The following is a 24,072-nucleotide window of genomic DNA, read 5'->3' as shown; positions in this document are numbered from 1 at the left end:
CGAGCGATATGGATAATAACAAACAACCCGCGGAGTTTTTGTATAATCCCTTTGCGGATCTTTTCTACTACCTGCTGGCGCATATGCCCATAGACTGCGCCGCGGATGTATCCGACCCGGGATACACGGCGGAAATGGCCGGATGCCTGGGGGTTTATCCCGGAATCCCGCAACGGCTGATCAGTTACTACCAGGAACACTTCGACCGGCTGGCGGTGATCAATTTCATAGCCCTGGCGGCGGAAAACCCGGGACAGTTCAGGGAAATGCTTGCCGGATGCGGCATGCTGACAGATAAGGATATGAAGGATTTCGCGGATCCCCTGATCGAGATCTGCGACAGGGTTTCCGGAACCTTTTATCAGTGGTGGAAGGAACATCATACCGAAACCGCGCAGCAGACGGAAAAGGTTTACAGCCGTTTCCGGGCACTGGCGGACAGGTTCAGCAGCTTTTTCGCGGAACTGGGCATGGACACCAAAGTCCTTTTTTCCTACAGCCTGAGGAAGAACGGACGGGCAGTCAACCTGCAGAACGCCTTGGTGGTTTACCTGACCTGGCCGGAAAAGGAGGAGGATCTCACGGGCTGCTTCCTGCAGTTCCTGCATGAATGCACCCATTCTGTCACAGATCCGATGATGAGCGGGGATATCCGGATGGAAGACGGATCCCATGATATCGCGGAATACCAGGTGCTCTGCTTTGATGAGTACCTGATCGAAGCACTCTGCCCGGATCTTTCCGGGGCCTACCGTGACTGGATCGGAGAGGAGAACCTGGAGGTTTCCCGCAAGGCGCTGGGAGAAGCCGGAGAAAACCGGCTGAAGGAACGCCTGAGGCAGATGGTTCAGGGAGGAACAATATGAAAATCGGACTGGTATCCTACAGGAGCGAGAATAAAAACATCCCGTTCAATCTGACGCAGATTGAGCGGGCACTGAAGGAAACACAGGGACAGGCGGAACTGCTGTGTTTCGGCGAAGCTTTCCTGCAGGGTTTCGACAGCCTGTGCTGGGACTATGAAACCGACAGGCAGATGGCGGTGGATCAAAACTCAGAAACAATGGACTATCTGCGCGGCCTGACGGTCCGGTACGGGACAGGTCTGCTTTTCGGCTATATTGAAAAAGAAGGGGATAAGATTTATTCCTCCTGCGCCGTACTGGCGGAGGGGAAGACCGTGCATAATTACCGGCGGATTTCCCGGGGATGGAAAGAGTTCAGTAAAACGGACAGCCATTACCGCGAGGGAACGGAAACCGGGGAATTTACATTCCACGGGAAAAAGATCATGCCGGCCCTCTGCGGGGATATGTGGGATTATCCGGAAAGGTTCCGGACGGAGCACCTGCTGATCTGGCCGGTGTATTGTGACTACACGACGGAGGAATGGGAGGACAGTGCCCTGGACGAATACGCGGAGCAGGCGCTGCTGGCCGCGAAAGATACGCTGCTGATCAATCCCCTGGACAATGATCCGGTGAACCACGGCGGCGCTTTCCGGTTCAGGGACGGGAAGGTAACGGACAAAATCCCCTTTGATGAGGAACGGATCCTGATCGTTGACGCTTAAGAAAAGAAAGCATGGGGGAGGAAACGGAAAATGGCCATAACCATTCTGATTCAGGCAGCTCTGTGGATCTGGTTCCTGGGCTGCGTGACCACTTACCGGCTCGGGAAACGACTGCTGGTGGGAGGCATGGGCGTGAAAAGCGCGGAGTTCTGCATGCTGTGCCTGTACAGCCTCGGACTGATCGCGTATCACTGCTTCCAGCCGGCGGGGAGATGGATCCTGCTGGGGATCCTGCTGCTCTGGTTTGCCGTGCAGTTTATGTGCCACTGGTATTTCACCATCTTCGGCGCAAGCGAGCGGAAGCTGCAGGGATACAACGACTGTTTCAAAGATACGATCCGGCTTTTCCCTATGAGCGAAAAGCGGCTGGTGCCGGACCTGTATCATATTCTCCTGCATGTGCTGATCCTGCTGAATATCATCGCATGCCTGGTGTAAGCACAAAACGGAGGGAAAAATGATCACACTGCGTGACATGCGCGAAAGTGACATAGAGGATTATGTCCGCTGGTTTACAAAGGACACCGGATGGATGCTTTTTGACGCGCCGTGGGAAGAATTACCCGAAACTACGGAGGAAGAAGAGCGCAAAGGCTGGACGGAATACTATGAATCCGTAAAGAACCTGCCGGAGGATACGGTTCGGTGGAAGTATGATGTAGACCTGGACGGAAAGCATATCGGATGGGTCTGCTGGTATGATGACCTGGACTATGTGGAAAATCCGGAAGGGATCCGGGCTGTCGGAATTGATCTTCCCGAGGAAAGCGTCTATAACAGGGGCGCCGGTACGGAAGCCCTGAGGCAGTTTATCCGGTACCTGAAGGAACATGGCTCCGCTTCCGTATATACCCAGACCTGGTCGGGAAACACCCGGATGCTCCGGGTGGCGGAAAAGCTGGGATTCACAGAGGTATACCGGAAGAAGGATTTCCGTAATGTGAACGGAAAACTCTTTGACGCGGTGACCCTGAAACTGGATCTGTGACGGGCGGAAATATGATGTATCTTTACCATAGGGTTATGCTGAACCGGAATGCTGTTGCATTCCGGTTTTTTGAAAAGAATGTATTGACGGGAACAGGGAAAGAGGATATTATATCGAACGAACGTTCGATTAATTGATGCAGGAGGATGCTATGCCGAAAGAAAACAAAAAGGAACTGATTATCCGGGAAGCCCTGAAGCTGTTTTCTGAAAAGGGATTCGCGGCTGTTTCCATGCGGGACCTGGCGGAATCCGTCGGTATCAGTGTCAGCACGATTTACCATTATTATGAAAGCAAACAGGCCTTGGTGCGGGATATGATCACCCGGGCCAACGAGCTGACCGCGAAAGCCCGGGATTCCTTTTTCCGGATCCTGAGCGGTACGGAGAAGGTGGAATGCGAGCCCTTTGTGCGCGCGGGGGTCATGTATGTGACAGCCTACCTGCGGCATGAACAGATCGATCCCCTGCTGCGGATGCTGGAGAGCGAGCGGTTCCATGAACCCGCCGCGGAGGAAGCCTGGCAGCAGATGATGTTCACCGATCCCATCGCGCATGAAGCAAAGGTGTTTGAGCTGCTGGCGTCCCGGGGAGAAATCGGGGAAACTGACGCGGACCGCCTTGCAGGGGAATATCACGGGATCATTATGCTGGGATACTTCACCGGGGACACGGACAGGATGGCCCGGGAACTGACGGCGTTTTATAACAGGGTATTCAAAGAAAAAGGAGCGGACAGGCAATGAAGAAATACAGAAGCGAAAAGAGCGGACGGGCTATCCTGGAGACTTATGACCGGGTCCTGGCCTCCTGGCAGTGCGGGACAAAGGAAAGGGACGTGGAGACTGAATACGGAACAACCCACGTGATCGAGTGCGGGGCGGAGGATGCCCCGGCGCTGGTGCTTTTCCACGGTGTGGGGGACGACTCCGCGCTGATGTGGATCTACAACGCGCCGGAGCTGGGAAAACATTTCCGCCTTTATGCCATCGACACGATAGGCGGCCCGGGGAAAAGCATGCCCAACGAAAACTACAACAGGGAATTTGACGACGTCCGCTGGATCGACGGGGTGCTGGACGCGCTGGGGATTGAAAAGGCCTTCTTCGCGGGTGTATCCATGGGCGGATACCTGGTACAGATGTACACGCTGATGCGTCCGGAACGGGTGATGAAAACCATCAGCATCTCCGGCACGGTGCCGGTGGGCGGAAAGAAGAACTCCATGTCGGCGATGATGAAGATCTTCCTGCCGGAGGCGCTGTTCCCGACGGATAAAAACGTGACGAAGCTGCTGCGGAAGCTGAGCGGAGAGAACTACGCGGTCTTTACGGAAAACAGGGAGATCATGGCCCATTACAAAAGCCTACTGAAGGGCTTCAACAACATGGCAATGGGTTACCACAGGCTCCATGCGTTCACACCGGAAGAGGTGGACAGGATCCGGGACAAGGTGACCTACCTGGTGGGCACAGATGATCCGTTTGAGAAGATCGGCGGAAGGGAAGTCCTGGAGCAGAACCACATGAACGCCGTGTTCTATGAAAAAGCCGGCCACGGGCTGAACCATGAGCGGGCGGAGGAGATCAACCGGAAAATGATCAGCGTTTTTCAGGCGCCCTGACGGAGAACGGTGTGATGACCAGGTGCACCGGCGAAAGAGTAAAGGGGATTTGAGATGAATCACAAGCGACTGAACCGGGACCAATGGGGATTCCAGTATTACCCGTACTACCAGATGCGGATTGACCATGAACTGTTTCACGGGACAGTCTGCCTGATCCGGCTTACGGACGGGGAAAAGAATTACTGGGAAACGCCGAAAGCCGGCAGGATCCAGGTGACCGGCGGAGGCATGACCTGGCTGGAGCTGATTCCGGATGGCACCCGCCGGGTGATCACCACCATGTATTTTCCGGACGGAACCCATGATCCGGAACGGAAGCATTATCCGGTGACCGCGGATGAAAGATACCAGCCGTCCATCTGGTATATTGATATCATCGAGGGAATCGAGCAGGATGAGGACGGCATCACGGTGTTTATCGACAAGTACCTGGATGTGATCATAACGCCGGAAGGCGAAGTGAAGGTGGATGACCGGGACGAACTGGACGCGGCCTATGCTTCCGGGGAATTGTCCAAAGAGCAGTATGACGCGGCGCTGGCGGAGGGCGAAGCCATCCTGCAGGCGTACGGCGGCGATATCCGCGGACTGGACGCGTTATGCGCGGCGGTGCGGAAGCTGGCGGAGGAACGGATCGGGGCCGGAGAGCCCATCACTATGTGCCGGGAAGTCCGGGAATGGCGAAAGACGCAGGGAGAATCCTGAAACTGCAAACAGCCCAAAATCCCTGCCCGAAAGACAGGCAGGGATAAAATGTATCTTAACAGGAGATTACAGCTGCTTTCGGTTGAAAACGGGAATGCTGACAATAAAGCAGACTGCCGCTGTGACGGCGGTAATGGCCAGGGACAGGGTATATGTTCCTGGCTTTTCCATGCCGTAAATAAGGGAATTTCCATCCATCAGCAGGGTGGGCAGGTATTTGCTGACATTGGGGAAGATCCCCAGCAGGACGCAGAGCAGAATGATGCCGCCTGTTCCGGCAAGCACACCTGTGTTTGACGCGGAAACCGCGGAAAAAAAGACCATCAGCATAACAGCCCACAGGCCGAACAGCCACCAGCAGCCGGCGGAAAAGAGCAGGTTCTGCGCGACGGCATTATCCCAGAAGTACCCGGTATACCCATAGGTAACCCCGAAGCAAAGCCAGTAACAGGCCGTCCAGAGAAGCACGGGGATAACGGTTTTCGCGGCAACGATCTTCCAGCGTTCCAGGCCTTTGGTCAGTGAAAGCAGCAGGGTGCCGGAACGGTATTCCCGGGTAAAGATGCTGCTTTCCAGCAGGATGAAAACGATCAGCGCGATCGGCATGTTTTTGAAAAACTGCACCCAGGAGTCCATGGCGGTGACGGTGACACCGGTAAATGCAATTCCGGATCCGGCTAAGGAATCCGCCATCATTTCAATGAGCGCGGGAGTGAGCCTGGCAATCGCCGGGCTCATGATGCCGAAGAAAAGGAACAGGATCCCGAAGATCAGCACCCGCCCGGAACGGAGGTGTTCGGTCCATTCCTTCCGGATAAAGGCAAGAAGGGATTTCATTTTTCCACCACCTCCATGAACAGAGACTCCAGCGTTGCTTCCTCCCGCTCAATTTTCAGGAGAGGGATCTGCCGGTCTGCCGCAAAACGCATAATATCAAAAACACGGCTGTCCTCCTCACGGAATACAAGCTGGTTCGGGCCGGTGTGCCGCATGAAGGGAAAGACTTCCTGAAGGGTAAGCATGCCGGCTTTGTTTTCGGTCTCTACCGTATATTCATCGCTCCGGTACCTGGAACGGATATCGGCCAGTTTTCCCTGAATTCCGGCTGTGCCGTGATCCAGCAGGGCTACGTCTGTACAGATACGTTCCACGTCAGAAAGAATATGGGTGGAGAACAGGACGGTCGTCTGTTCACGGACTGCCAGCAGCAGATCCAGGATCTCCTTCCGGCCAACCGGATCCAGGGCGGAGCTGGGCTCGTCGCAGATCAGGAGCTTCGGCCGGTTCAGCAGTGCCTGGGCGATTCCCAGACGCTGCTTCATGCCCCTGGAAAAGCCCTTGATGCGGTGCCTTTCCTCCCTGAGACCGACCAGTTCAAGCAGCTCTTCGCACCGGCCGGCGATGTCTGCTTTAGTCATACCCGTGATCTCGCCGCAGAAACGGAGATATTCAGGCGCGGTCATAAAAGGATAAAACTCGGGTACATCCGGAAGGTAGCCGATATGGCGGTTAGTTCCGGTCTGGCCGTAGACAGCCTTTTCCCCGTTTACCCGGATCTCGCCGGCATCGGCCTTCAGAAGACCGAGGATCATCTTCATGGTGGTGGTTTTTCCGGCACCGTTCCGCCCGATGAAACCAAAGACGCTGTGTTCCGGTACGGAAAGATCCAGTCCGCGCAGCACTTCCTTATCACCGAAGCGTTTATGCAGGCCGGTGATCTTCAGCATTTCCATCAGGCATCCTCCCGGCCGAGCAGCAGGTAAAGGACCGGCCCGACGAAGGACATCAGTCCGATGGTGACAAAGAGCCACAGGGTACGGTTTCCGCGCTTGTAGTATTGATGGGTCAGGATGTGGTGCAGGGTATAGCCCAGCAGGGCAAACTGCAGGACCGCGAGCGGGATCAGGAAGGGAAGGTATTGATTCAGATTATCCATTATTCAATGCTCCTTTGCTGTTCTGTCCGGGAACGGCGTTTTCCGGTTCCGGCAGGGTAAGAATAGCTTATGACGCAGCGTTACAAACAATACCTGACGTAAGGGGATTTTTTGGTTTTTCAAGAAAAACAGGGCTTGTAAAATCATAAAACAAATTAATAATTAGATAAATATCTAAATGGTATTGCAATTTTGATTAAACCGTGATATAAATAGTGGCGAACCGGAGGTGGTATCATGAAACGTGAAACGATCCTGAAGATCGTCAAGGCAAGCGGAGTATCCGCGGGAGAACTGATCCTTGTTCATTTCTGGGGCGAGGATTCAGAGAAGGAAATCGCGAACAGCTTCCTGGCAGCTGTTGCGGAACTGGGGGCGACTCCTGTGCTTCTGCAGCAGGCCCGTTCGATTAACCGGGATATTTTTGCATCAGCGAAGGAAAGCTGTTTTGATGAGCGGTATTTTGAACTGATCTCAAAATTCGATGCTGTGCTGGACGTGTTCGCCTGCCAGCCCATCGTGCTTGGATATTCCCTTGAGGATGAACAGATGGATCTGTACCGCAGGTACATGGCGCAGCTGTTCGGTAAGCTGATGGAATGCAAACGGTTTGCCCAGATCCGAATCCCGACGGAAGCCAACGCGGCTGAGTCCGGCCTGGATCCGGAAGACTATATTACCCGGATGAATGAAGCCTATGATGTAGACTATGAGGCACTGGGCGCCGCCTGCCGGCAGGAAGCGGAGAAGTACGCCGGGGCGGAAAAGGCGGTTGTCCATACCGGGGAGGATTGTGAGCTGAACCTTGACCTGACCGGACGCAAGTGGCTGGCGGACGCCGGCGACGGAGACCTTCCCTGCGGGGAAATTTACATTGCTCCGGTGGAGGACAGGACGAACGGTACGGTATTCTTTGAAGAGTTCTGGCTGGAGGATGAAAAGTACAGCAATGTCACCCTGCGGGTTGAAAACGGGGAAGTGACAGGAAGCAGCGATGAGGCTGTGGCGAAGCTTTTCGCGGGGATGCCGCGGGAGAACCGGATTGTCTGTGAACTGGGCCTGGGAATGAATCCCAATGTCAAAAGCCTGTGCGGATATACCGTGCTGGATGAGAAAATGGCGGGGACTTTCCATATCGCGGTGGGTGCGAATGTGATGTTCGGCGGCGCGAACCAGGCGACCGATCATACCGATTTTGTCGGAAAAGGAAAAGTTGAGGTAAAATAACAATGGAACAGAAAATAACGAAGATGAACAACTGGTTTGAAGAAAAGATTGCCGCCTGCGGCCGCCGCAACGCGGAACTGCAGGCGGATGACCGGACGGATGAAGCGGTCTTTGAAAAGGTGAAGGCCAATATCTATGACGCTATGCGCACCTGGATGACCGTTGCGGTCCGGATCGGCAACGGAAACGAGAAGGCGGTAAAAGACTTCTTTATCGCCCGGGCGGAGCAGATTCCGGCCTCGTGGGAGGCTGCCTATGAAAAGGCAAAGGAGCATAACGACGCGGCCAGAATGCAGACGGAACAGGTCAAGCTGGACGTGGTCCGGGAAGTCCGGGCTGAATTTGATCAGATCTGGGAGGGAGCGGAATGACAGAAACTGAAGCCATCCTTTTATTCAAATGCCTGTCGGATAAGTCCAGGCTGCAGATCCTGAAATCACTGGCGATCGAAGATATGTATGTGGAACGGCTGGCGGAACGGCTGGGGATCACCGCGGCCACGGTGTCCTTCCACCTGAAGAAGCTGGCGGACGCCGGTGCGGTAACCTCCTATAAAAGCCAGTATTATATGATGTACTCCCTGAACAAGGAGATCTTTGAAACAAGCATTCTGGATATTATCAGGGAGAAATCCGATGAAGCGGATCTCCAGGCACAGCGGGATGCCGAATACCGCCAGAAAGTGATAAACGCTTTCTTTGAGTACGGCAGGCTGAAATCGATCCCTGCCCAACGGAAGAAGGAACGCATTGTGCTGGAAGTGATCGCGGAGGCCTTTGAGTATGACCGGATCTATACCGAGCGGGAAGTAAACATTATCATCGCGGACTTCCATGATGATTTCTGCACCATCCGCCGGAACATGGTCGGGGAGGGCCTGCTGGCCCGGGATACCAGCGGATACTGGCGGGTGAAACCGGAATGAACGAACGGTATATCACACACTACTATCTCCGGGGAACGGATCCCTGGCAGAACATCATGCACCTTCCGGAAAAGGAAGCTTTCCGGAAAGCCAAAGAGCTTGCGAAAGAGCATGAATGGAAGACGAGTGTCGGCCGGTTTATGGATTTTTAAAGATACTATCCGCTGCGGAAAGGTGCGGACAAAACAGTCCGTGAAGCATTCAACCGGCTGGGCGGACATCCCCGGCTGGCGCATCCATACCATTTTGTCCCGCTGGAATGCAGTTACCTGCATGAATGGTATGACAATGAGGAAAGCCTGCGGATACCGCTGGATGAAACTCCGGATGACCAGATCAGCTTTACCCTGGGGGACAGCTGCGCGTCTATGACAACTCCCTGGAGAAGCTGCTTGAGAGCATCCCTCCGTTCAGGCACGTGGAAGCGCAGGTATGGTTCAGACCGGAAGCCTGACGGAACAAAAACAATAAGAGAAAAACCGCCCCGTCCTGCAGACAATCCAGTCTGCCGGACGGGGCGGTTTGTTTATTCAGTCTAATTATTCTGCCTGCCCGGTTATTCCGCCTGCAGGCTTTTGACCGGCATACGGATCTTTTGTCAGGCAAAGACCAGCTGGATCAGCAGCATATAGACGACGGTTCCGCACAGGATACTGAGGAGCGCGTTTCGCTTCCACGCCTGCAGCAGAACGACCATCACACCGGCAATCAGCTCCGGTAAACCGAAAGGCGCGGAGGTGATCACGGTATCCTTCAGACAGTAGATGACCAGCATTCCGATGATGGCCGGCGGAAGCACCCTGCCCAGGTATGTGATACAGGGCGGCACCTTTTTCCGGAAAACCAGGAAGGGCAGGAAACGGAGCAGGATGGTGACAAGGGACATGACTGCCACCAGGATGGCGGAATGGGATGCTGTACTCATGGCTCCACCTTCTTTCCGGCTGTAATCCGGTTCCTGAACAGGGTCAGCACGAGGGTGATGAGCAGCATGGCCGGGATCAGGAAACGTTCCGGCCCGAAAAGCAGCAGGCAGGCAAGCGTGCCCAGCAGGCCCGTCAGCGCGGGAAGATGGTCTTTGGAAGTAAGCCACTGCTCTGTGAAGGAAGCAATAAACAGCGCGGTCATGGAGAATTCAATGCCGACGGAGGGAAAGGGCAGGACGCCGCCCAGCAGGCTGCCCGCAACGCTGCCCAGAACCCAGTAGGAATGATTGAACAGGGAAACCAGGAAACAGAACAGATCCGGATCTGTCCCCTCCGGCGCGCTTCCGTCGCACAGAAGGGAGTAGGTCTCGTCTGTAAGGGCAAAGATCAGATAAGGTTTATACCGGCCGGCGTTTTTATAGCGCCCGATCATGGAGATACTGTAGAAAAGATGGCGTGCGTTGACCATGACGGTGGTGAGAGCTGTTATCAGCACGGAGGCTCCGCCCTGAAGCAGGCCAATCCCCACAAACTGCATGGAACCGGCAAACATCAGCAGGCTCATGGCGAGAACCCAGAGGATTCCGTATCCGGCACGGCCGGCCAGGATTCCGAAACCCATGCCCAGGATGAGATATCCTCCCAGAACCGGAAGTGATTTCAGGAAGGCTTTCCTGGCTGTCAGCGCTCTCATGGAATACGGTTCACCTCGTTTCGGATCATCAGACTAAACTGATAGTATGCTAAATCATAGAGCATACTCAAAGTCAAGTTTTTTGACTGCTCTCTTTTTAGTTTCTGAATCTTAACTTGACTTAAAGTAAACTCTAAGGATTATGATATAGTCAGGAACAGGAAAATGTGATAAAGGAGGATGCGGATGCGGTATATATGCTCGATCTGCGGCTATGTGTACGATGAGGCCGGGAATACGCCATGGGCAGAGCTTCCGGAGGACTGGAAATGTCCGCTGTGCGGTGCTTCCAAGGCGGATTTTGTTCCTGAAGGAGTGTCACAGCCTTCAGCTGAGACAATCGCTCCGGTTCTCTGTGCAGACACAGAAATGAAGCCGCTGAACGCTGCTGAAACGAGTGCTTTGTGCAGCAGCCTGGCCAAGGGCTGTGAAAAACAATATAAACCAGAACAGGCAGAAGCCTTCAGGAAACTGGCGGACTGGTTTAAGGCACAGGGCGGGGGAAAGGCCGGAGCGACCTTTGAGGCGCTGCTGGAGCGCGTGAACGCTGACCTGGAAAGCGGTTTTTCCGCCGCAGGCGGAGCCGCAAAAGCAGACGGTGACCGGGGTGCGCTTCGCAGCCTGACCTGGAGCGAAAAAGTTACGCGGATCCTGAAATCCCTGCTGGACAGATATGCACGGGAGGAAGCAATGCCGGAGGATACCGGCGTCTATGTCTGCACCATCTGCGGGTTTGTCTATATCGGTGATGACCTGCCGGAAGTCTGCCCGGTGTGTAAAGTGCCAAACCGAAAGTTTGAAAAGATCGGAGGGTAAGCATATGAGCGGAAAGATTGCGGTCCGGAATGTCCGCCTTTGTGAAAAAGACTGCCTGTGCCTGTATGTTTGTCCTACGGGCGCGTCAGACACGGAAAACAGCGTGATCGACGCTGATAAATGTACCGGCTGCGGAGCGTGCGCGGAAGCATGCCCGGCCGGAGCGATCAGCCTTGTGCCCCGGGAATATCCTCCGCAGCAGACAAAAACGGACGGAGTGGCAGCCGCGCTCCGGCAGCTGGCAGGCAGTAAAGCTGAACAGGAGGAACTCGCGGTGGAACTTCCCGGAAAACTGGCCAAAGCGCTGGAACGGTCAAACCGCATCATGGCGGAGGACCTGCTGCGGGAAGCAGGATACATGCTGCCGCAGAGCGGCAACGTACGAATACTGCTGGAGGAAATGCGCAGATATGCACAGGAACCGGGCTTCCCTTCGGAAGCGCTGGAACTGCTGCTCTCATCCCTTGAATTCAATGAATCAGTCAATCAAAAGGAGGAAGAAACCATGGAAAAATGGAAGTGCTCAGTATGCGGATATGTTCATGAAGGACCTATGACGGATGATTTCAGGTGCCCGGTCTGCAAGCAGCCCGCGGAGAAGTTTGTGAAGATTGAAGAGAATGCCCCGAAGAAGAATCCCTATGCGGGGACACAGACGGAGAAGAACCTGGAGGCAGCTTTTGCCGGAGAATCCCAGGCCAGGAATAAATACACCTATTTTGCCTCCAAGGCCAAAAAGGAAGGCTTCGAGCAGATCGCTGCCCTGTTCCTGAAAACCGCGGATAATGAGAAGGAACACGCAAAAATGTGGTTCAAGGAGCTGAACGGGATCGGCAGTACAGCGGAGAATCTCTGCGCTGCCGCGGACGGTGAAAACTATGAATGGACGGACATGTATGAAGGATTCGCAGTGACTGCGGAGAAAGAAGGATTCCCGGAACTGGCGTCTAAATTCCGCATGGTGGCGGCCATTGAAAAACACCATGAGGAACGCTACCGCGCACTGCTGAAGAACGTGGAGATGCAGCAGGTGTTTGAAAAGAGTGAAGTAAAAGTCTGGGAATGCCGGAACTGCGGCCATATCATCGTTGGTACCAAAGCGCCGGAAGTGTGTCCGGTCTGCGCTCATCCCCAGAGCTATTTTGAAATCAACGCGGAGAATTATTGATGCTCCTGCTGTGAATCCCTTTCGGAAGCATTGATGCCTTGCAGAGGAAACTATATCATTACCAGGAATTAACAGAACAAAACACGGGAAATACTATGAAAAGCCATCGTTTGCTTTGACGATGGTTTTTCCTTTTGATAGAATTGGAAATGGTAATGAAACAGGGTATACCGTGTGAGACGGAGCAATCAGGTCTGGATAAAGAAAACAAAATAAGATGAGGTTGCATAATGAAGAAGATCCTGGCTGTTTTTCTTGCTTTGCTTATTATCGTACATTCGGTTCCATTCGCATCCGCCGGGGGAACCGCTTACACCGTACAGCGTACGCCGGTCATTGAAAAGGATGAACAAACCGGCAGCCTGAACCTGCGGTTTTATACAGATATGTCTCATGTTCCCTGTTTGGGCATACGGGAGTATCTGGGCTTTGTTATGGAAACGGAAGTAACCGTTTCGCAGCCGGACGAAGATACCTGGGAATTCACGAGATCCAACGGAGCCTGTATCCGGGTAAATCCGGACGCCGGCACCGTTTCATCGCCGGACTGGGAATCCTTCCGGATCCTGCCCGTTTCCGGGGAGAAGAAGGCCGGAGTTGAGGATTCTCCATGCCCATGGTCCAGATACATGGATATGTTCTTTGACGATGAACCCAACGCGGTGCTCTTTGATTTCGCAAAATACGGCATCAGGATCCATGCGGACGCGGAGGATGTCTATCTTCCCCTGGTCATGCTCTCCTCCCTGTTTATCGACAGTTCATACAATTATCTCCTGTATAACGGGGAAAAGATTTTCAAACCGGAACTGAACCTGGAAAATATAGCGGCTCTCCCCGCGGGATACTATGAAAGCGAGCGGATGCGTGCCCTCCTGAACGGGGAAGCACAGCGGGAAGAAGATGAGATCCGCGAAAGCTACGGAGAACTATGCTTCCTGCTGGATTACTTCTTCGGCCATCCCGGTATTGCACCGCTGGACGGGGCGCTCGCTGAAAAGGGACTGGAAGGAGCCCTGAGGGACATGCCGGACGGAGAGGGAGAAGCTATCCGGGAGGAACTGCTTTCGCCGGATATGGCGGAATACCTGACGGGTATGAGCAAATTGTTTTTCCTGCAGCTGGATGACGGACATACCGCGTTCAGCGGAATATCGGACCTGATTGACGGCAGCACTCCCTATTTTGCGCTGGCTTTACAGATCATGTCCGGTGTCGGGGCGGGTTTGATAGGGAATTCGGCAGTATACCGCCAGCTGCTTCTGCTGGACCCGATTACCAGGACAAGGGCCGAAGCCTGGGGGGATGAGGCTTACCGGGAGTATGGCAGCACCGCCATTATCCGGATTGACAATTTCTATCCGGACAAGGCTGGATGGCTGGCGTATTATACCGGCGAGGGAGAGATTCCGGCGGACAGCTACGGCATTGCCTGGATCGGGCTGAAGCGGGCTTCGGAGAACCCGGCTATAAAGAATATCCTGTTTGATCTTTCCGCGAATGTGGGCGGAGACAGTGACGTCCTGATGGCGATAATGGATCTGGCTGCCGGGGAAGACACCATGCGGCTGTACAATGCCCTGACCGGGCAGCATGAGCGGGTACAAATCCATACGGACAGGAACCTGGACGGCGTGATTGATGAAAAGGACAAAGAAGTGAAGTATGACTTCAACTACGGGGTCCTGACCACCAGGCTGTCTTTCTCCTGCGGCAATCTGTTCCCGATTATGATGCAGGAGCACGGTGCTGTTCTGCTGGGAGAACCTTCAGGAGGCGGCTCCTGCAGCGTGCAGATAGCGGTGCTTTCCAGCGGTGCTGTGTTCATGATGTCCAGCTGCACGTGGACGTTCAGGAACCTGGATGACACGTCTGTTGAAGACGGATGCCGGACGGACCTGCTGATCGAACGGATAGAACAGGAAACAACGGTCAATATGAATCCCCGGCTTTCACCCGGTGATTATGCTCCCTTTTTCGATGATGAAATGCTGGATAAGATGATGAATGAATGGTTCGCCCCGGCAGAGGAAGCGCCGGCGGCCTGAACGGCGCAAAAAAACTTCCCTGACGAAAAGGAAGGGAAGTTTTTTTCTTTTGCCGATGTTATATTATCAGACGCCTGTTTCGTCTAATAGATGTATAAGGAGGTGGGACCGGCTATGGAAACTGCCAAGGCGCCTGACAGTTGTCCGGAAACGGTGCTGGAGAGGCTTATCCGGGAAAATGAGGTTTCGCTGAAACGGCTTTGCTATCTTTACCTGCATGATGAAACGCAGGCGGAAGACGCCGTGCAGGAAACATTCCTGAAGGCCTACCGGTCCCTGGAGAAATTCCGCGGGGAGGCAAGTGAAAAGACCTGGCTGACGCGGATCGCACTTAACATCTGCAAGGACATGCTCCGGTCCGCCTGGTTCCGCCACACGGACCGGCGGGTGACGGTGGATATGCTCCCTGCTGCACGGGCGATCCGGGATCCGTACCACCGGGAAGTGACGGCGGCGGTGATGAACCTGCCGGGGAAACTCAGGGAAGTGATCCTCCTTTACTATTACCGCGGACTGACCATGACGGAGACCGCAGAGGTTCTGGGAATAACGCAGCCGGCGGTGACAAGCCGGCTGAAGCGGGCGAAGGATAAACTGAAAACGGAGCTGAAAGGAGGCGGCATCGATGAAGAATGAGAAACTGAAGGACTGTATTGACGATGCGCTGTCCGGAATCGGCGAAAACCCCTGGATGCTCCGGCAGGTGCTTGCCCGGGCTGAAAGTGAGGAGAATAAACCGGTGAAAAGAAAGATATCGTTTGGAACGGTGCTGATCGCGATGCTGTTTATGGCCCTGATGAGCGTTGGTATCGCGGCGGTAACCCGATGGAATGTGCTGGATTTCCTGAATACTGAAATTCCATATATCACAGCGCCGGTTGGCAAGGAGGCAGAAACGGACGGTGCGAAACTGCGTGTGGAATCTGTTCTTTATGACGGAGAAAAGCTGGCTTTTGACTGGACCCTGGAGAACAAGCGGCCGGAGGTTCCGTTCTGGTGCTATATGGAAGAACTGACCATCAATGGACGGGACATCATCGATCACTATACCGGCGATCACTGCATAGAATACTGGCTGCCGGGGGATGACTATAAGGACGGGATTGCCCGGTCGGGCGACCTTTTTGAGTACCCCCTGGGTACCACCGGGGCGGATATAGTCCATATCCACATGAAAGTGAGTACTTACCGTCCTATCCGTCCCATTGGGCTGGTGGATACGGATAAAGACGGTTTCGGGAAAGAAGTGGAACAGAAGATCGCTGAAGGATATTTCGCGGTACCGGCCTGTTTTGACTCCGACGGGGGCTACGTGATAGACGGATTTTTCGATCCGGAACCGGATCTGAACGTGTGCCCGGAAGGCTGGTCCATTGCGGTATCCGGCGATCCGACCACGGTGGATATTACGCAGGAGATGGGCGGTATGACGGTGGAAAGCCTGGTGCTGGATTTTGACGCAGTCAAAACGGCACCGGTGGAAAATATCCGGGAACTGAAGACACAGGAAGTCTATGACAATGAGTACTGTACGGCGGTGGTTGAGCAGGCGGATATCTCTGACCTGGGCATGAGGCTGGTCCTGAGGGTTACCCCCAAGAACGATCAGTGCAAGTTCCCGATAAACATTACTTTATCAGACGGCGTAAACAAAGGGCTGAACGGAATGCTGTACGGTCCCATTGAACACACAGAAAGCCCTTCCATCGACAAGGAAGGGGAAATGGTCTGGAAGTTCAGGTGGTACGGGAAGTATCTGGAGGGTCTGCCGGAGAAATTCTTCATCCGTATGAGGATGCAGGACTGGACGGATATTTATTTCCCCATTGAACTGGATCAGTGAGAACAGGAGAAAGGGCCTGCAATACCTGCAGGCCCTTTCCGTATAAAGAAGAGGAGGAGCTTACCAGAAACAGACTACGTACCTGATTCCGTTGTCCTTGCAATATTTGTGGGCGTAGGAACCGAAGCGAACTTTGCAGACCAGGTTGTCGCAGTTCACAAAGGCCATGTTTTCGATCTTTTTCACGGTGGTTTTTCACAATTTACATGTTTGTTACATCGTTGTGAAAACATGGTAACAAGGATTCTGGTATACTTATTTACGAAGTTGGATAGTATATCCGGATGCTTATCAGTTGAAGGGAGAAACCGACAATGAAGAAACTGCTGGCTGTACTGCTTGCGCTGCTTATCCTGGGTGTGGGAGCAGCATTCGGAGAAACAACGAACAAGAATTTCAAGATTGAAGGCAATACGCTGGTGAAATACAATGGCCCCGGCGGTGAGGTGACTGTTCCGGAAGGAATTACCGTGCTGGGAGAATGGGCTTTTGAGGACAGCGGCGTTACGAAAGTGAACCTTCCTGAGAGCCTGGAAGAAATCAAAAGCTATTGTTTCTTTAGCTGCGATGAACTGAAAGAGGTTACAATCCCTGCCGGTACAAAGAAGATTTCTGAGGCGCAGGTTTTTGCTTATTGCCCCAACCTTCCGGCCATCAATGTGGAAGAAGGAAATACAGAGTATGTTTCAGTGGACGGGGTTCTGTTTACCGCGGACAGGAAAACACTGATGTATTATCCTGACGGAAAAAAGACGGAAATCTATTTTATTCCGGAAGGGACAGAGCAACTCGGACGTTCACTTTTCAACAAACCGGTTAACCTGAGGGCAGTTGTAATCCCTGCCACACTGAGAGGGCTGGAGAATAAAAATCATTTTTCGTGCAATCCCAAGCTGGAGTCGATCATTGTATCCTACGATTGCAAAAAATACCGGACATTCAATGGTGCCTTGTATGATAACAACGGCAATGAACTGATTGCTTATCCGAGCGGAAAAACCGTTGAAAGCGTCGGGAAGGACGATTTCCTTCCGGGAGTTAAAAGAATCGGACCGTGGGCTTTCCAGGGCAACGAGTACCTGAAGAACGTGGAATTGCCGGAGGGAGCCACCTCGGTGGGCTGGATGTGTTTCACATTTGATACATCCCTGGAAAGCGTTACCGTTCCGGCTTCTGTGAAGACGATTAACGGGTATGCTTTTGCAGACTGTAATAGCCTGAAACGGGTGATCATCCTGAACCCGAATGTTCATTTCGAAGATGCGGAAGGAAGCGTTGTGGATGATTCGCCCAATGTGGTCCTGTGTGGATATGAAGACAGCACAACACAGGTATATGCCGAAAAATGGGGCCTGAAGTTTGAAAAGCTGGAGACAACTCCCAGAAAAGGAAACTAAGGGTATATACATTCATCACCACCCGAGACCGGGTGGTGATTTTTCTTTTGAATGGATTATGACCGGAAAAGAACCGGGGAAACATAAGCGGCTGTACAGCCGTCCTTTTCCGGTCTGCGGGGTTCCTCCACGATGCCCCGGAGCAAATCCCCGCAGGCCAGGTTTTCCCTGATGAGCAGGGCGGCGGCTTTGGAACGGTCTTTTTCCCGAACCCGGATACCCCAGCGCTTATCCTTTTCAGGCATATGGAAAACGCTTGTAAAGAAAAGATCTGAAAAAGGCATCCTGAAGGAAATGTGATTCTTCCGGAAAAGTTCCCGGATACGGAAGATATCCTCTGTTTTCCATTCGGGACCCATATCTGTCCAGCGGCTGACGATCATCATGCTGATCCCTCCTTTGTTTCTTTCGGGATCAGCGTATCAGGTTTCCGGCGCGGTTTCCTGATGTTTTATGCGCTCTTTTGTCGTACACGGCGGGAATCTGCTGATATGATAAAACCGGATACGTATGAAACGTATCCGGTTTTGTCTTCAGGATTGGATTACAGGCAGGCCTTTTCGGGAGCATCCGCCGGGGGCTCGGAAGGCGCTTCCTGTTCGGGTTCGTCCTCTTCCAGGCCATCCAGGAAATGCCTGTCGATGCGGTCCGCATACGCGTCAGCGGGATTCGCCGGGTCATAATGAACAGCGATTTCCTGGCCGACGAGGGATTTTTTGCCGAGCCAGCGCATGGTCAGCTTATAGATTTCCGCGCGCGTTTCATACTGAACATCGTCAACAGTGTATTCAATACGGGCATGATAATCGGTGACCGGATCCCCGTCCAGGTCCAGGCGGGTTTCCCCGATGAGCTGTACGATACAGCCGGCAGCCAGGCCTGTCGCCCTGTGCCGGAACATGGCACGGCGGAAGGAAGAACGCATCCTGTAAGTGAAAGCGGCAGGGATCAGGGCAATCAGGATCAGGAGGGCGATCCAGGTATTTGACGTTGCCTTACGGCTTTCAAAATCCCGCAGGATCTGGAAAAGCATGAAGAATGCCAGCAGCCCGATGGTGATCCAGGCTGCAACTGCAAACACACGGGAGAGCCGGGTGTTGCGCGCGGCAAACCAGAAACCGAGCAGGAACAGGAAGACAAATGTCAGGCAGCCGGCAATCGTTGCCAGGCTGGAAGCCAGAGGATCATAAGCCGGGATCGCGTTATACTCAATCAGATCCACGAGGAGCAGGCAGAAGACGCCATAGGCATAAACCAGAAGCGAAGGATGCTTCCGGTGGATGACAGTATATACCAGCCAGTTAAGCAGGACCGCGCCAAAGGCTGCGAGAAGGATGAGGAAGGCTGCTGAACCGGAGGCGCGGACCGCGCTGCAGATCGGCTGATGAAGGAAATACAGGCAGACGGCGGGCGCCAGCACATACAGGGGCAGGGTTTTTCGCAGCAGTAAACTGAAGAAAGACTTCAGGGAACGTATTATATCGGTCCTGTTCATCGTTTGTTCTCCTTATAACCTGTGCCTGTCACTTTCGGATAGTCAGAATTGCGGGCTTTCACTATGTCAGTTTTATCATATCCGAACCGGGAAGCGCAATACAGGCCTGAAAAAGCAAAATAAGACGGCTTAATCCGCAGGATTTCAAATATGGAGGATAGATGGCGAAGGAAAACGGTTCATGAATCGTTCTTTATGTTGAAAAGACATATCCGGTTTATGAAGAGACGGCATATGAGAGGCGAGTCCTGCAGCATGAAAAGAAAGAAGTACACAATCGGACTGATCATCCTGGCAGTCATCGCAGTTATTGGCGCGGCTGTTGTGTTTTCAGACCATAACTGTGATATGATGATATCTGCGACGATCCATATTTCACCGGAGGAACAGCATACGGTCTATCCGGCCCGGGAGGCCCGGTGGTCAGAAAAAGAGCACGGGGCGCCCGAGACGCATATCAGCATTGACAAGGGCAGGCTGAAACGTTCAGTCGGCTATGGGCCGATAACGCTCAAAGGCGCTTTCTCCTGTGAAGAGATAAAGAATATATGGCCGGACACACCGGTTGACGGTGACTGGGCATTTGAAGTCATACTCTTCAATTGCCATACAGAGGGGCAGCAATACCGGGTTTTTCTGGACATCCAGGCCGATGCCGAAACAGGCCTGAGCACAGCGGATCTCAGTATATACCAGGATGGATACACGCATCCGGAGACAGCCCACTGGGAAGGGAAAACGGGGGAAAGAATCCGACTGAATACGGATTTTTAAGATCAGCATGTCCCGACGGGAAAAGATCATAATGCTAAAGGAGACGAATGCGAATGAAAAGATTCCTGTTCATTACACTTGTGTTGTTATGTGTTTTCTGTGCCGGAGCGATGGCGGAAGAAAGTTATCTTTATCCGATCCGGGAAAACGGGAAATGGGGATATATGGACCGGCAGGGTACCACTGTCATTGAACCGCAGTGGGATACTGTGACCGGCTTTGCATATGAATACGCGATGGTCAGCAGCGGGAATGATTTCTCTGTGATCAGGAGAGACGGAACCATAGCCGCGGGACCGTACACTGTGGCGGACAGGGGGAAAGAAGTAAAGATCAATCCCAGGTCTTTCTCCATTGGAAAAGTTGTTTTTGACTGCATTACGGGGAAAGCCCTGACTTGTCCGCCGGATTTTGAGGGTATCCTGGATGATGAATACGCGGACCAGTCAACCAATCTCCTCTTATGTGTGAATGATGACTGCTACGGCTACATAGACCGTACAACGGGAGAATGGGCTATTCCACCCGTCTATAACGATATGTCCCAGGACTTGATCCATGGCTCTGCTTTTTACGGACTTACAGACGAAACGAGCCTGGCGCAGTTCCGCAACGGATACGCGGTGGTCGGCGTGGACAAGGATATTTGGCTGATCAATGAACGGAATGAACGCATCCCCCTTCCGGCAGGCTGCCAACCTGACTCATCTGTGACAGATGGATATTTCACTGTTATTCTTTTGGCGGATGATGGTGACCATGTTTACAAAGAGGGCATAGCTGATGTATCCGGCAATGTCCTTTTCCTGACGGATCAATATATCATCATGCGCCTGCAGGAAGACGGTGTTGCGGTCGCTTTTCCATCATATGATGAAGTTACATTTATTGACATGCAGGGCAACCAGCTGATGGAGCCTGTAGAGTTCTTTTCCTACGAGCGCAATATCCCGCATCTGGATAAGGGCTATTTTTCCATGGAGGAAGATACCACGCTGGGAACCGCTCTTTGTTCCACCAAAGCGGGAAAACTGTGGTATGACTCCAACTCCAGGATTGTTTGGTATGACCCTGATACGGATACCGTGGTGGTTTATTATGATCCGGATGAAGAAGGAGAATGGCTGTGGCTTGGCAATACCATTTTACAGCTGGATCACAGGCTGACAGGGAGATATGCTGAATTATATCCATACTGGACACCGAGGAACGCGGATTATACGGACAACGATCTGTGCTGTCTCTGGTTAACGGATATGACTGTTTCCTTATACCAGACAGAACAGGGAGAAACAATATACGAAAAGTATTTCAGCGAAGGACTGCAGGCGGCGGCGATCCGTTCAGAGAATGGCGAAGTTCGTTATGGATACATAGATACAAGCGGAGAATTTGAAATCTGGCCTGAATATATCACCGCGGGCAACTTCCTGAACGGACTGGCGCTTGTCACTACGGAGAAAGGCCTGCAGTATATCGACCATGATGGATATATTGTCTGGCATGAGTATAAAGACCCTGCATTTGACGAACTGGCAACCGGACATATAAACGGAATCCGGCTGGGAATGACTGTTGACCAGCTTCGGCAGGAATACGGAGAATGGTACAAAGGCGATGTGTATTATCATTTCAAGGAAGAAGGGGATGCCTACCTGGTGTGTGATGATCCGTCCATGGCCGGTGTATCTGTCATGAAAAGCTTTTATTATGATAGCATACAGATGATCCGCAGCACATCATTTGATGTCGGCGGGATCAAACCTGGTGCGTCACGCGATGCAGTGATTGAACGATTCGGGAAACCTTATGAAGAATCGGCCGTGGATGAGGAATATGCTTTTGAATATGGCTGCCAGACCGGGCACCAAATGACCTATAGCTTTGACGGATATCGTGTTCCGAATTCGGACAGAGCCTGTTTTGCCGATTTTCTATTTGATGAAGCAGGCAGTCTTTATTGCCTGCAGCTGGAAATGGGACACTGATACAGTAGCTGTAACAGAACAAGATGAGCAGACAAACTCCGGATCCTATGAAAGGAATCCGGAGTTCGCTTTTTGAGGGCATGAATGAATGATATAGACACAGCTGGATACAGGATGCTATTATTACGGTGATCAGCAAAGGCTTTGTACAGTATCATAAAAGTGCCGGATTACCAGCCTTGAGTTCAATCAAATAAGAGGAGGATACACCTATGTTCGGACGCAGACCTGACGGAAAACGAGTGAAAAAGCTGGACCCCATTGTACAGATGACCCCCTATCTGATGCCGATGCGGTGTGACGCGCAGGTTTTCCTGGAACATAAAGCGGACTATGAAAAACTGAGCCGTTATATTGTGCGCAAAAGCCAGGAAGGGGAGAAGATCACCTTCATGCAGATCCTGGCGGCGGCATACGTCCGGGCGGTCAGCAGGAATCCGGAAGTGAACCGGTTCATTTTCAACAAGCAGTATTTCGCCCGGAACAACTGCTCCATTTCCTACACCGTGCTGAAGGATCCGCAGAACACCAGCAGTCATGAAGACGCGGTACGCATCCTCTTTGACCTGACCGACACGATCTTCGATGTACGGGACCGGATGAACGCGGCAGTGGCGAAAAGCCGCGGCGCGGAAGACGGCGGTTTTTCGATCAGACTGGCTAGGGCACTGCTGTCCGTTCCGGGCCTTGCCACAACGGTTGTAAGTATTGTGCGGCTGCTGGACCGGTATGGTATTCCGCCCCGTGTGCTGGTGAAGGAGCTGCCTTTCTACAGCGGCCTGTTCATTACGAACAACGGTTCCATCGGATTGCATCATCCCCTGCACCATATCTATAATTTCGGCAATGTGAGCCTGTTCTTCGGTATGGGCAGCATCCAGAAGGAAGCGATTGTGGAAGCGGAAGGAAAGACCAGGATGCGCCGCGTGCTGCCGGTCGGCATCACGGCGGATGAGCGGGTATGCTCCGGCGCCCATTACGCGGCCTTCTTCTTTGATGTGATCCACTTCCTGGACCATCCGGAGGAGCTGGAGGTTCCGCCGGAAACAGTGCAGTTTGACCAGGGCGTGGAATACCATGTGCCGAAGATCAAAAAGGCGGAGGCATAAACCTCTGCTATAAGCAAACAAATCCGGATACCAGCGACGGTATCCGGATTTGTATTGAAAGAGTACAAGTCAGGGATTATGACGGACATAAACACGCACGATGGTTCCGCCGTTTACTTTCATGATCTCCATCAGGGAACCGTCATCCAGCAGCCTGAATTCTGAAACATAGTCCTGTCCGTCATCCATTTTGACGGGCATCGTGACGGCATGATCCTCAAAGGTGGATTCATACCGCGTGTTTACCCATTCTCCGGAGGCGGGATCATAGCTGCTTTCCACAATTGCTCCGTCCTCAAAGGACAAGGTGCTTGTGACCTGCGCTTGATCCGCGTCAACGGTGATCCCGGCTCCGGCATAGATTATTTTGCTCAGCCGCCAGACACCATGGAATTCCCCGGCAGATTCGGCAGGGATTGCTGTCAGCCTGGCGTTTCCGCCTTCTGTTCCGGGCTCACGGGAGAAATGGGCGATGCTGTTTCCCATGTTCATGGTCAGCTCATCACCGTCATTTTCAAGGGGAATGAAACTGCTGTCGGAAGCGATAAGCCGAAGCTGGCCGTCCCGTACATCCCAGTTCATGGCATAACCGTATTTCTGGTTGTCATTCGGAGCCCAGGTGTAGATCTCCGCATTGCTGTCTTCACCCATGACAATGGTCATTCCTTTTGTGGCATTGGCTGAATAAAGGTAGACGGAACCATTCGACATATCCTCCCGGACCATATACCAGGTGGTTCCGGTGTAATCCGTTTCTTCAGCAAAGGCAGCGACTGCAGTCAGGGTCAGAATGAATGCTGCCAGCAGGGCAATCAGTTTCTTCATTATTTTGCA

29 protein-coding genes are annotated in these 24,072 nt (G+C 52.9%); 20 read left to right on the top strand and 9 right to left on the bottom strand.

Annotated features, from left to right (window positions below):
• Positions 1-8 precede the first annotated feature (8 nt).
• From JYE50_RS08985 to JYE50_RS08955, 7 genes are all read left to right on the top strand, one after another.
• Positions 9-866, top strand: a complete 858-nt coding sequence (locus JYE50_RS08985) for a hypothetical protein (protein ID WP_084095203.1) — start codon at positions 9-11, stop codon at positions 864-866.
• Positions 863-1,573 carry a carbon-nitrogen hydrolase family protein gene (locus JYE50_RS08980; protein WP_084095202.1) on the top strand — a complete coding sequence of 237 codons (711 nt, stop codon included), beginning with the start codon at positions 863-865 and terminating at the stop codon, positions 1,571-1,573. Before JYE50_RS08985 ends, JYE50_RS08980 begins: the two co-directional genes overlap by 4 nt.
• A gap of 30 nt (positions 1,574-1,603) precedes the next feature.
• Complete coding sequence (locus tag JYE50_RS08975) at positions 1,604-2,011, top strand: hypothetical protein (RefSeq protein ID WP_084095201.1); 408 nt, start codon at positions 1,604-1,606, stop codon at positions 2,009-2,011.
• Between the two features lie 19 nt (positions 2,012-2,030).
• Complete coding sequence (locus JYE50_RS08970) at positions 2,031-2,561, top strand: GNAT family N-acetyltransferase (RefSeq protein WP_084095200.1); 531 nt, start codon at positions 2,031-2,033, stop codon at positions 2,559-2,561.
• Positions 2,562-2,712: 151 nt separating this feature from the next.
• On the top strand, positions 2,713-3,306 hold the full coding sequence (locus JYE50_RS08965; protein WP_179138260.1) for a TetR/AcrR family transcriptional regulator: 594 nt from the start codon (positions 2,713-2,715) through the stop codon (positions 3,304-3,306).
• A complete protein-coding gene (locus JYE50_RS08960) occupies positions 3,303-4,184 on the top strand; it encodes an alpha/beta fold hydrolase (RefSeq protein WP_084095198.1) in 882 nt (293 codons plus the stop codon). The genes JYE50_RS08965 and JYE50_RS08960 overlap by 4 nt, the downstream gene beginning before the upstream one ends.
• Before the next feature lie 54 nt (positions 4,185-4,238).
• Complete coding sequence (locus JYE50_RS08955; protein WP_084095197.1) at positions 4,239-4,892, top strand: DUF402 domain-containing protein; 654 nt, start codon at positions 4,239-4,241, stop codon at positions 4,890-4,892.
• A 66-nt stretch (positions 4,893-4,958) separates the two neighbouring features.
• Here the strand turns inward: JYE50_RS08955 and JYE50_RS08950 are convergent, their stop codons facing one another.
• From JYE50_RS08950 to JYE50_RS08940, 3 genes are read right to left on the bottom strand one after another with little or no spacing between them, the layout of a single operon-like run.
• On the bottom strand, positions 4,959-5,729 hold the full coding sequence (locus tag JYE50_RS08950; protein WP_084095196.1) for a DUF2705 family protein: 771 nt from the start codon (positions 5,727-5,729) through the stop codon (positions 4,959-4,961).
• Complete coding sequence (locus JYE50_RS08945; protein WP_084095195.1) at positions 5,726-6,625, bottom strand: ABC transporter ATP-binding protein; 900 nt, start codon at positions 6,623-6,625, stop codon at positions 5,726-5,728. The genes JYE50_RS08950 and JYE50_RS08945 overlap by 4 nt, the downstream gene beginning before the upstream one ends.
• Positions 6,625-6,828 carry a PLDc N-terminal domain-containing protein gene (locus tag JYE50_RS08940; protein ID WP_084095194.1) on the bottom strand — a complete coding sequence of 68 codons (204 nt, stop codon included), beginning with the start codon at positions 6,826-6,828 and terminating at the stop codon, positions 6,625-6,627. The genes JYE50_RS08945 and JYE50_RS08940 overlap by 1 nt, the downstream gene beginning before the upstream one ends.
• A 237-nt stretch (positions 6,829-7,065) precedes the next feature.
• Between JYE50_RS08940 and JYE50_RS08935 the strand changes: the two genes are divergently transcribed.
• Genes JYE50_RS08935 through JYE50_RS08920 form a run of 4 tightly spaced genes read left to right on the top strand, consistent with a single transcriptional unit; the run spans position 7,066 to position 9,132 of the window.
• Positions 7,066-8,055 (top strand): aminopeptidase, encoded by a 990-nt coding sequence (locus JYE50_RS08935; protein ID WP_084095193.1) that lies wholly within the window; start codon positions 7,066-7,068, stop codon positions 8,053-8,055.
• A gap of 2 nt (positions 8,056-8,057) precedes the next feature.
• Positions 8,058-8,426 (top strand): hypothetical protein, encoded by a 369-nt coding sequence (locus JYE50_RS08930; protein ID WP_084095192.1) that lies wholly within the window; start codon positions 8,058-8,060, stop codon positions 8,424-8,426.
• Entirely contained in the window at positions 8,423-8,980 is a 558-nt protein-coding gene (locus JYE50_RS08925; protein WP_084095191.1) for a DUF2087 domain-containing protein, read from the top strand. Before JYE50_RS08930 ends, JYE50_RS08925 begins: the two co-directional genes overlap by 4 nt.
• Positions 8,977-9,132, top strand: coding sequence for a hypothetical protein (locus tag JYE50_RS08920; RefSeq protein WP_179138259.1), 156 nt, complete (start codon positions 8,977-8,979; stop codon positions 9,130-9,132). Before JYE50_RS08925 ends, JYE50_RS08920 begins: the two co-directional genes overlap by 4 nt.
• A gap of 446 nt (positions 9,133-9,578) precedes the next feature.
• Here the strand turns inward: JYE50_RS08920 and JYE50_RS08915 are convergent, their stop codons facing one another.
• Positions 9,579-9,905: a branched-chain amino acid transporter permease gene (locus JYE50_RS08915; RefSeq protein ID WP_084095190.1), complete on the bottom strand. Its 327-nt coding sequence runs from the start codon at positions 9,903-9,905 to the stop codon at positions 9,579-9,581.
• Positions 9,902-10,600 carry an AzlC family ABC transporter permease gene (locus tag JYE50_RS08910; RefSeq protein ID WP_084095189.1) on the bottom strand — a complete coding sequence of 233 codons (699 nt, stop codon included), beginning with the start codon at positions 10,598-10,600 and terminating at the stop codon, positions 9,902-9,904. The genes JYE50_RS08915 and JYE50_RS08910 overlap by 4 nt, the downstream gene beginning before the upstream one ends.
• 186 nt (positions 10,601-10,786) lie before the next feature.
• On the opposite strand from JYE50_RS08910, the gene JYE50_RS08905 reads away from it, so the two are divergent.
• From JYE50_RS08905 to JYE50_RS08885, 5 genes are all read left to right on the top strand, one after another.
• On the top strand, positions 10,787-11,416 hold the full coding sequence (locus tag JYE50_RS08905; RefSeq protein ID WP_283399169.1) for a rubredoxin-like domain-containing protein: 630 nt from the start codon (positions 10,787-10,789) through the stop codon (positions 11,414-11,416).
• A gap of 4 nt (positions 11,417-11,420) precedes the next feature.
• On the top strand, positions 11,421-12,584 hold the full coding sequence (gene rbr, locus JYE50_RS08900; protein ID WP_084095187.1) for a rubrerythrin: 1,164 nt from the start codon (positions 11,421-11,423) through the stop codon (positions 12,582-12,584).
• A gap of 230 nt (positions 12,585-12,814) precedes the next feature.
• A complete protein-coding gene (locus tag JYE50_RS08895) occupies positions 12,815-14,632 on the top strand; it encodes a S41 family peptidase (protein ID WP_084095186.1) in 1,818 nt (605 codons plus the stop codon).
• Positions 14,633-14,746: 114 nt separating this feature from the next.
• On the top strand, positions 14,747-15,268 hold the full coding sequence (locus tag JYE50_RS08890; RefSeq protein WP_084095185.1) for a sigma-70 family RNA polymerase sigma factor: 522 nt from the start codon (positions 14,747-14,749) through the stop codon (positions 15,266-15,268).
• Positions 15,258-16,475 carry a DUF4179 domain-containing protein gene (locus tag JYE50_RS08885; RefSeq protein WP_084095184.1) on the top strand — a complete coding sequence of 406 codons (1,218 nt, stop codon included), beginning with the start codon at positions 15,258-15,260 and terminating at the stop codon, positions 16,473-16,475. The genes JYE50_RS08890 and JYE50_RS08885 overlap by 11 nt, the downstream gene beginning before the upstream one ends.
• A gap of 60 nt (positions 16,476-16,535) precedes the next feature.
• Here the strand turns inward: JYE50_RS08885 and JYE50_RS08880 are convergent, their stop codons facing one another.
• Positions 16,536-16,661, bottom strand: a complete 126-nt coding sequence (locus tag JYE50_RS08880) for a hypothetical protein (RefSeq protein ID WP_283399168.1) — start codon at positions 16,659-16,661, stop codon at positions 16,536-16,538.
• A gap of 128 nt (positions 16,662-16,789) precedes the next feature.
• Between JYE50_RS08880 and JYE50_RS08875 the strand changes: the two genes are divergently transcribed.
• On the top strand, positions 16,790-17,872 hold the full coding sequence (locus JYE50_RS08875) for a leucine-rich repeat domain-containing protein (protein ID WP_084095183.1): 1,083 nt from the start codon (positions 16,790-16,792) through the stop codon (positions 17,870-17,872).
• A gap of 56 nt (positions 17,873-17,928) precedes the next feature.
• Here JYE50_RS08875 and JYE50_RS08870 read toward each other — a convergent pair whose 3' ends face one another.
• Together JYE50_RS08870 and JYE50_RS08865 are read right to left on the bottom strand one after the other, a co-directional pair.
• On the bottom strand, positions 17,929-18,258 hold the full coding sequence (locus tag JYE50_RS08870; protein ID WP_084095182.1) for a hypothetical protein: 330 nt from the start codon (positions 18,256-18,258) through the stop codon (positions 17,929-17,931).
• 158 nt (positions 18,259-18,416) lie between these two features.
• Positions 18,417-19,367 carry a DUF3592 domain-containing protein gene (locus JYE50_RS08865; protein ID WP_084095181.1) on the bottom strand — a complete coding sequence of 317 codons (951 nt, stop codon included), beginning with the start codon at positions 19,365-19,367 and terminating at the stop codon, positions 18,417-18,419.
• Positions 19,368-19,622: 255 nt separating this feature from the next.
• On the opposite strand from JYE50_RS08865, the gene JYE50_RS08860 reads away from it, so the two are divergent.
• The 3 genes from JYE50_RS08860 to JYE50_RS08850 all read left to right on the top strand — a co-directional run bounded on the left by JYE50_RS08860 (position 19,623) and on the right by JYE50_RS08850 (position 23,238).
• On the top strand, positions 19,623-20,141 hold the full coding sequence (locus JYE50_RS08860; protein ID WP_143763561.1) for a hypothetical protein: 519 nt from the start codon (positions 19,623-19,625) through the stop codon (positions 20,139-20,141).
• A 53-nt stretch (positions 20,142-20,194) separates the two neighbouring features.
• Positions 20,195-22,129 carry a WG repeat-containing protein gene (locus JYE50_RS08855; protein WP_179138258.1) on the top strand — a complete coding sequence of 645 codons (1,935 nt, stop codon included), beginning with the start codon at positions 20,195-20,197 and terminating at the stop codon, positions 22,127-22,129.
• A 212-nt stretch (positions 22,130-22,341) separates the two neighbouring features.
• Positions 22,342-23,238, top strand: a complete 897-nt coding sequence (locus JYE50_RS08850; protein WP_084095178.1) for a 2-oxo acid dehydrogenase subunit E2 — start codon at positions 22,342-22,344, stop codon at positions 23,236-23,238.
• Positions 23,239-23,307: 69 nt separating this feature from the next.
• Here JYE50_RS08850 and JYE50_RS08845 read toward each other — a convergent pair whose 3' ends face one another.
• Positions 23,308-24,063: a lipocalin/fatty acid-binding family protein gene (locus JYE50_RS08845; RefSeq protein ID WP_084095177.1), complete on the bottom strand. Its 756-nt coding sequence runs from the start codon at positions 24,061-24,063 to the stop codon at positions 23,308-23,310.
• Between the last annotated feature and the right edge of the window lie 9 nt (positions 24,064-24,072).

It is taken from the genome of Aristaeella lactis (assembly GCF_018118585.1).
GTDB classification, from domain to species: Bacteria; Bacillota; Clostridia; order Christensenellales; family Aristaeellaceae; genus Aristaeella; species Aristaeella lactis.
This window is presented reverse-complemented; position numbering and strand designations above follow the sequence as displayed.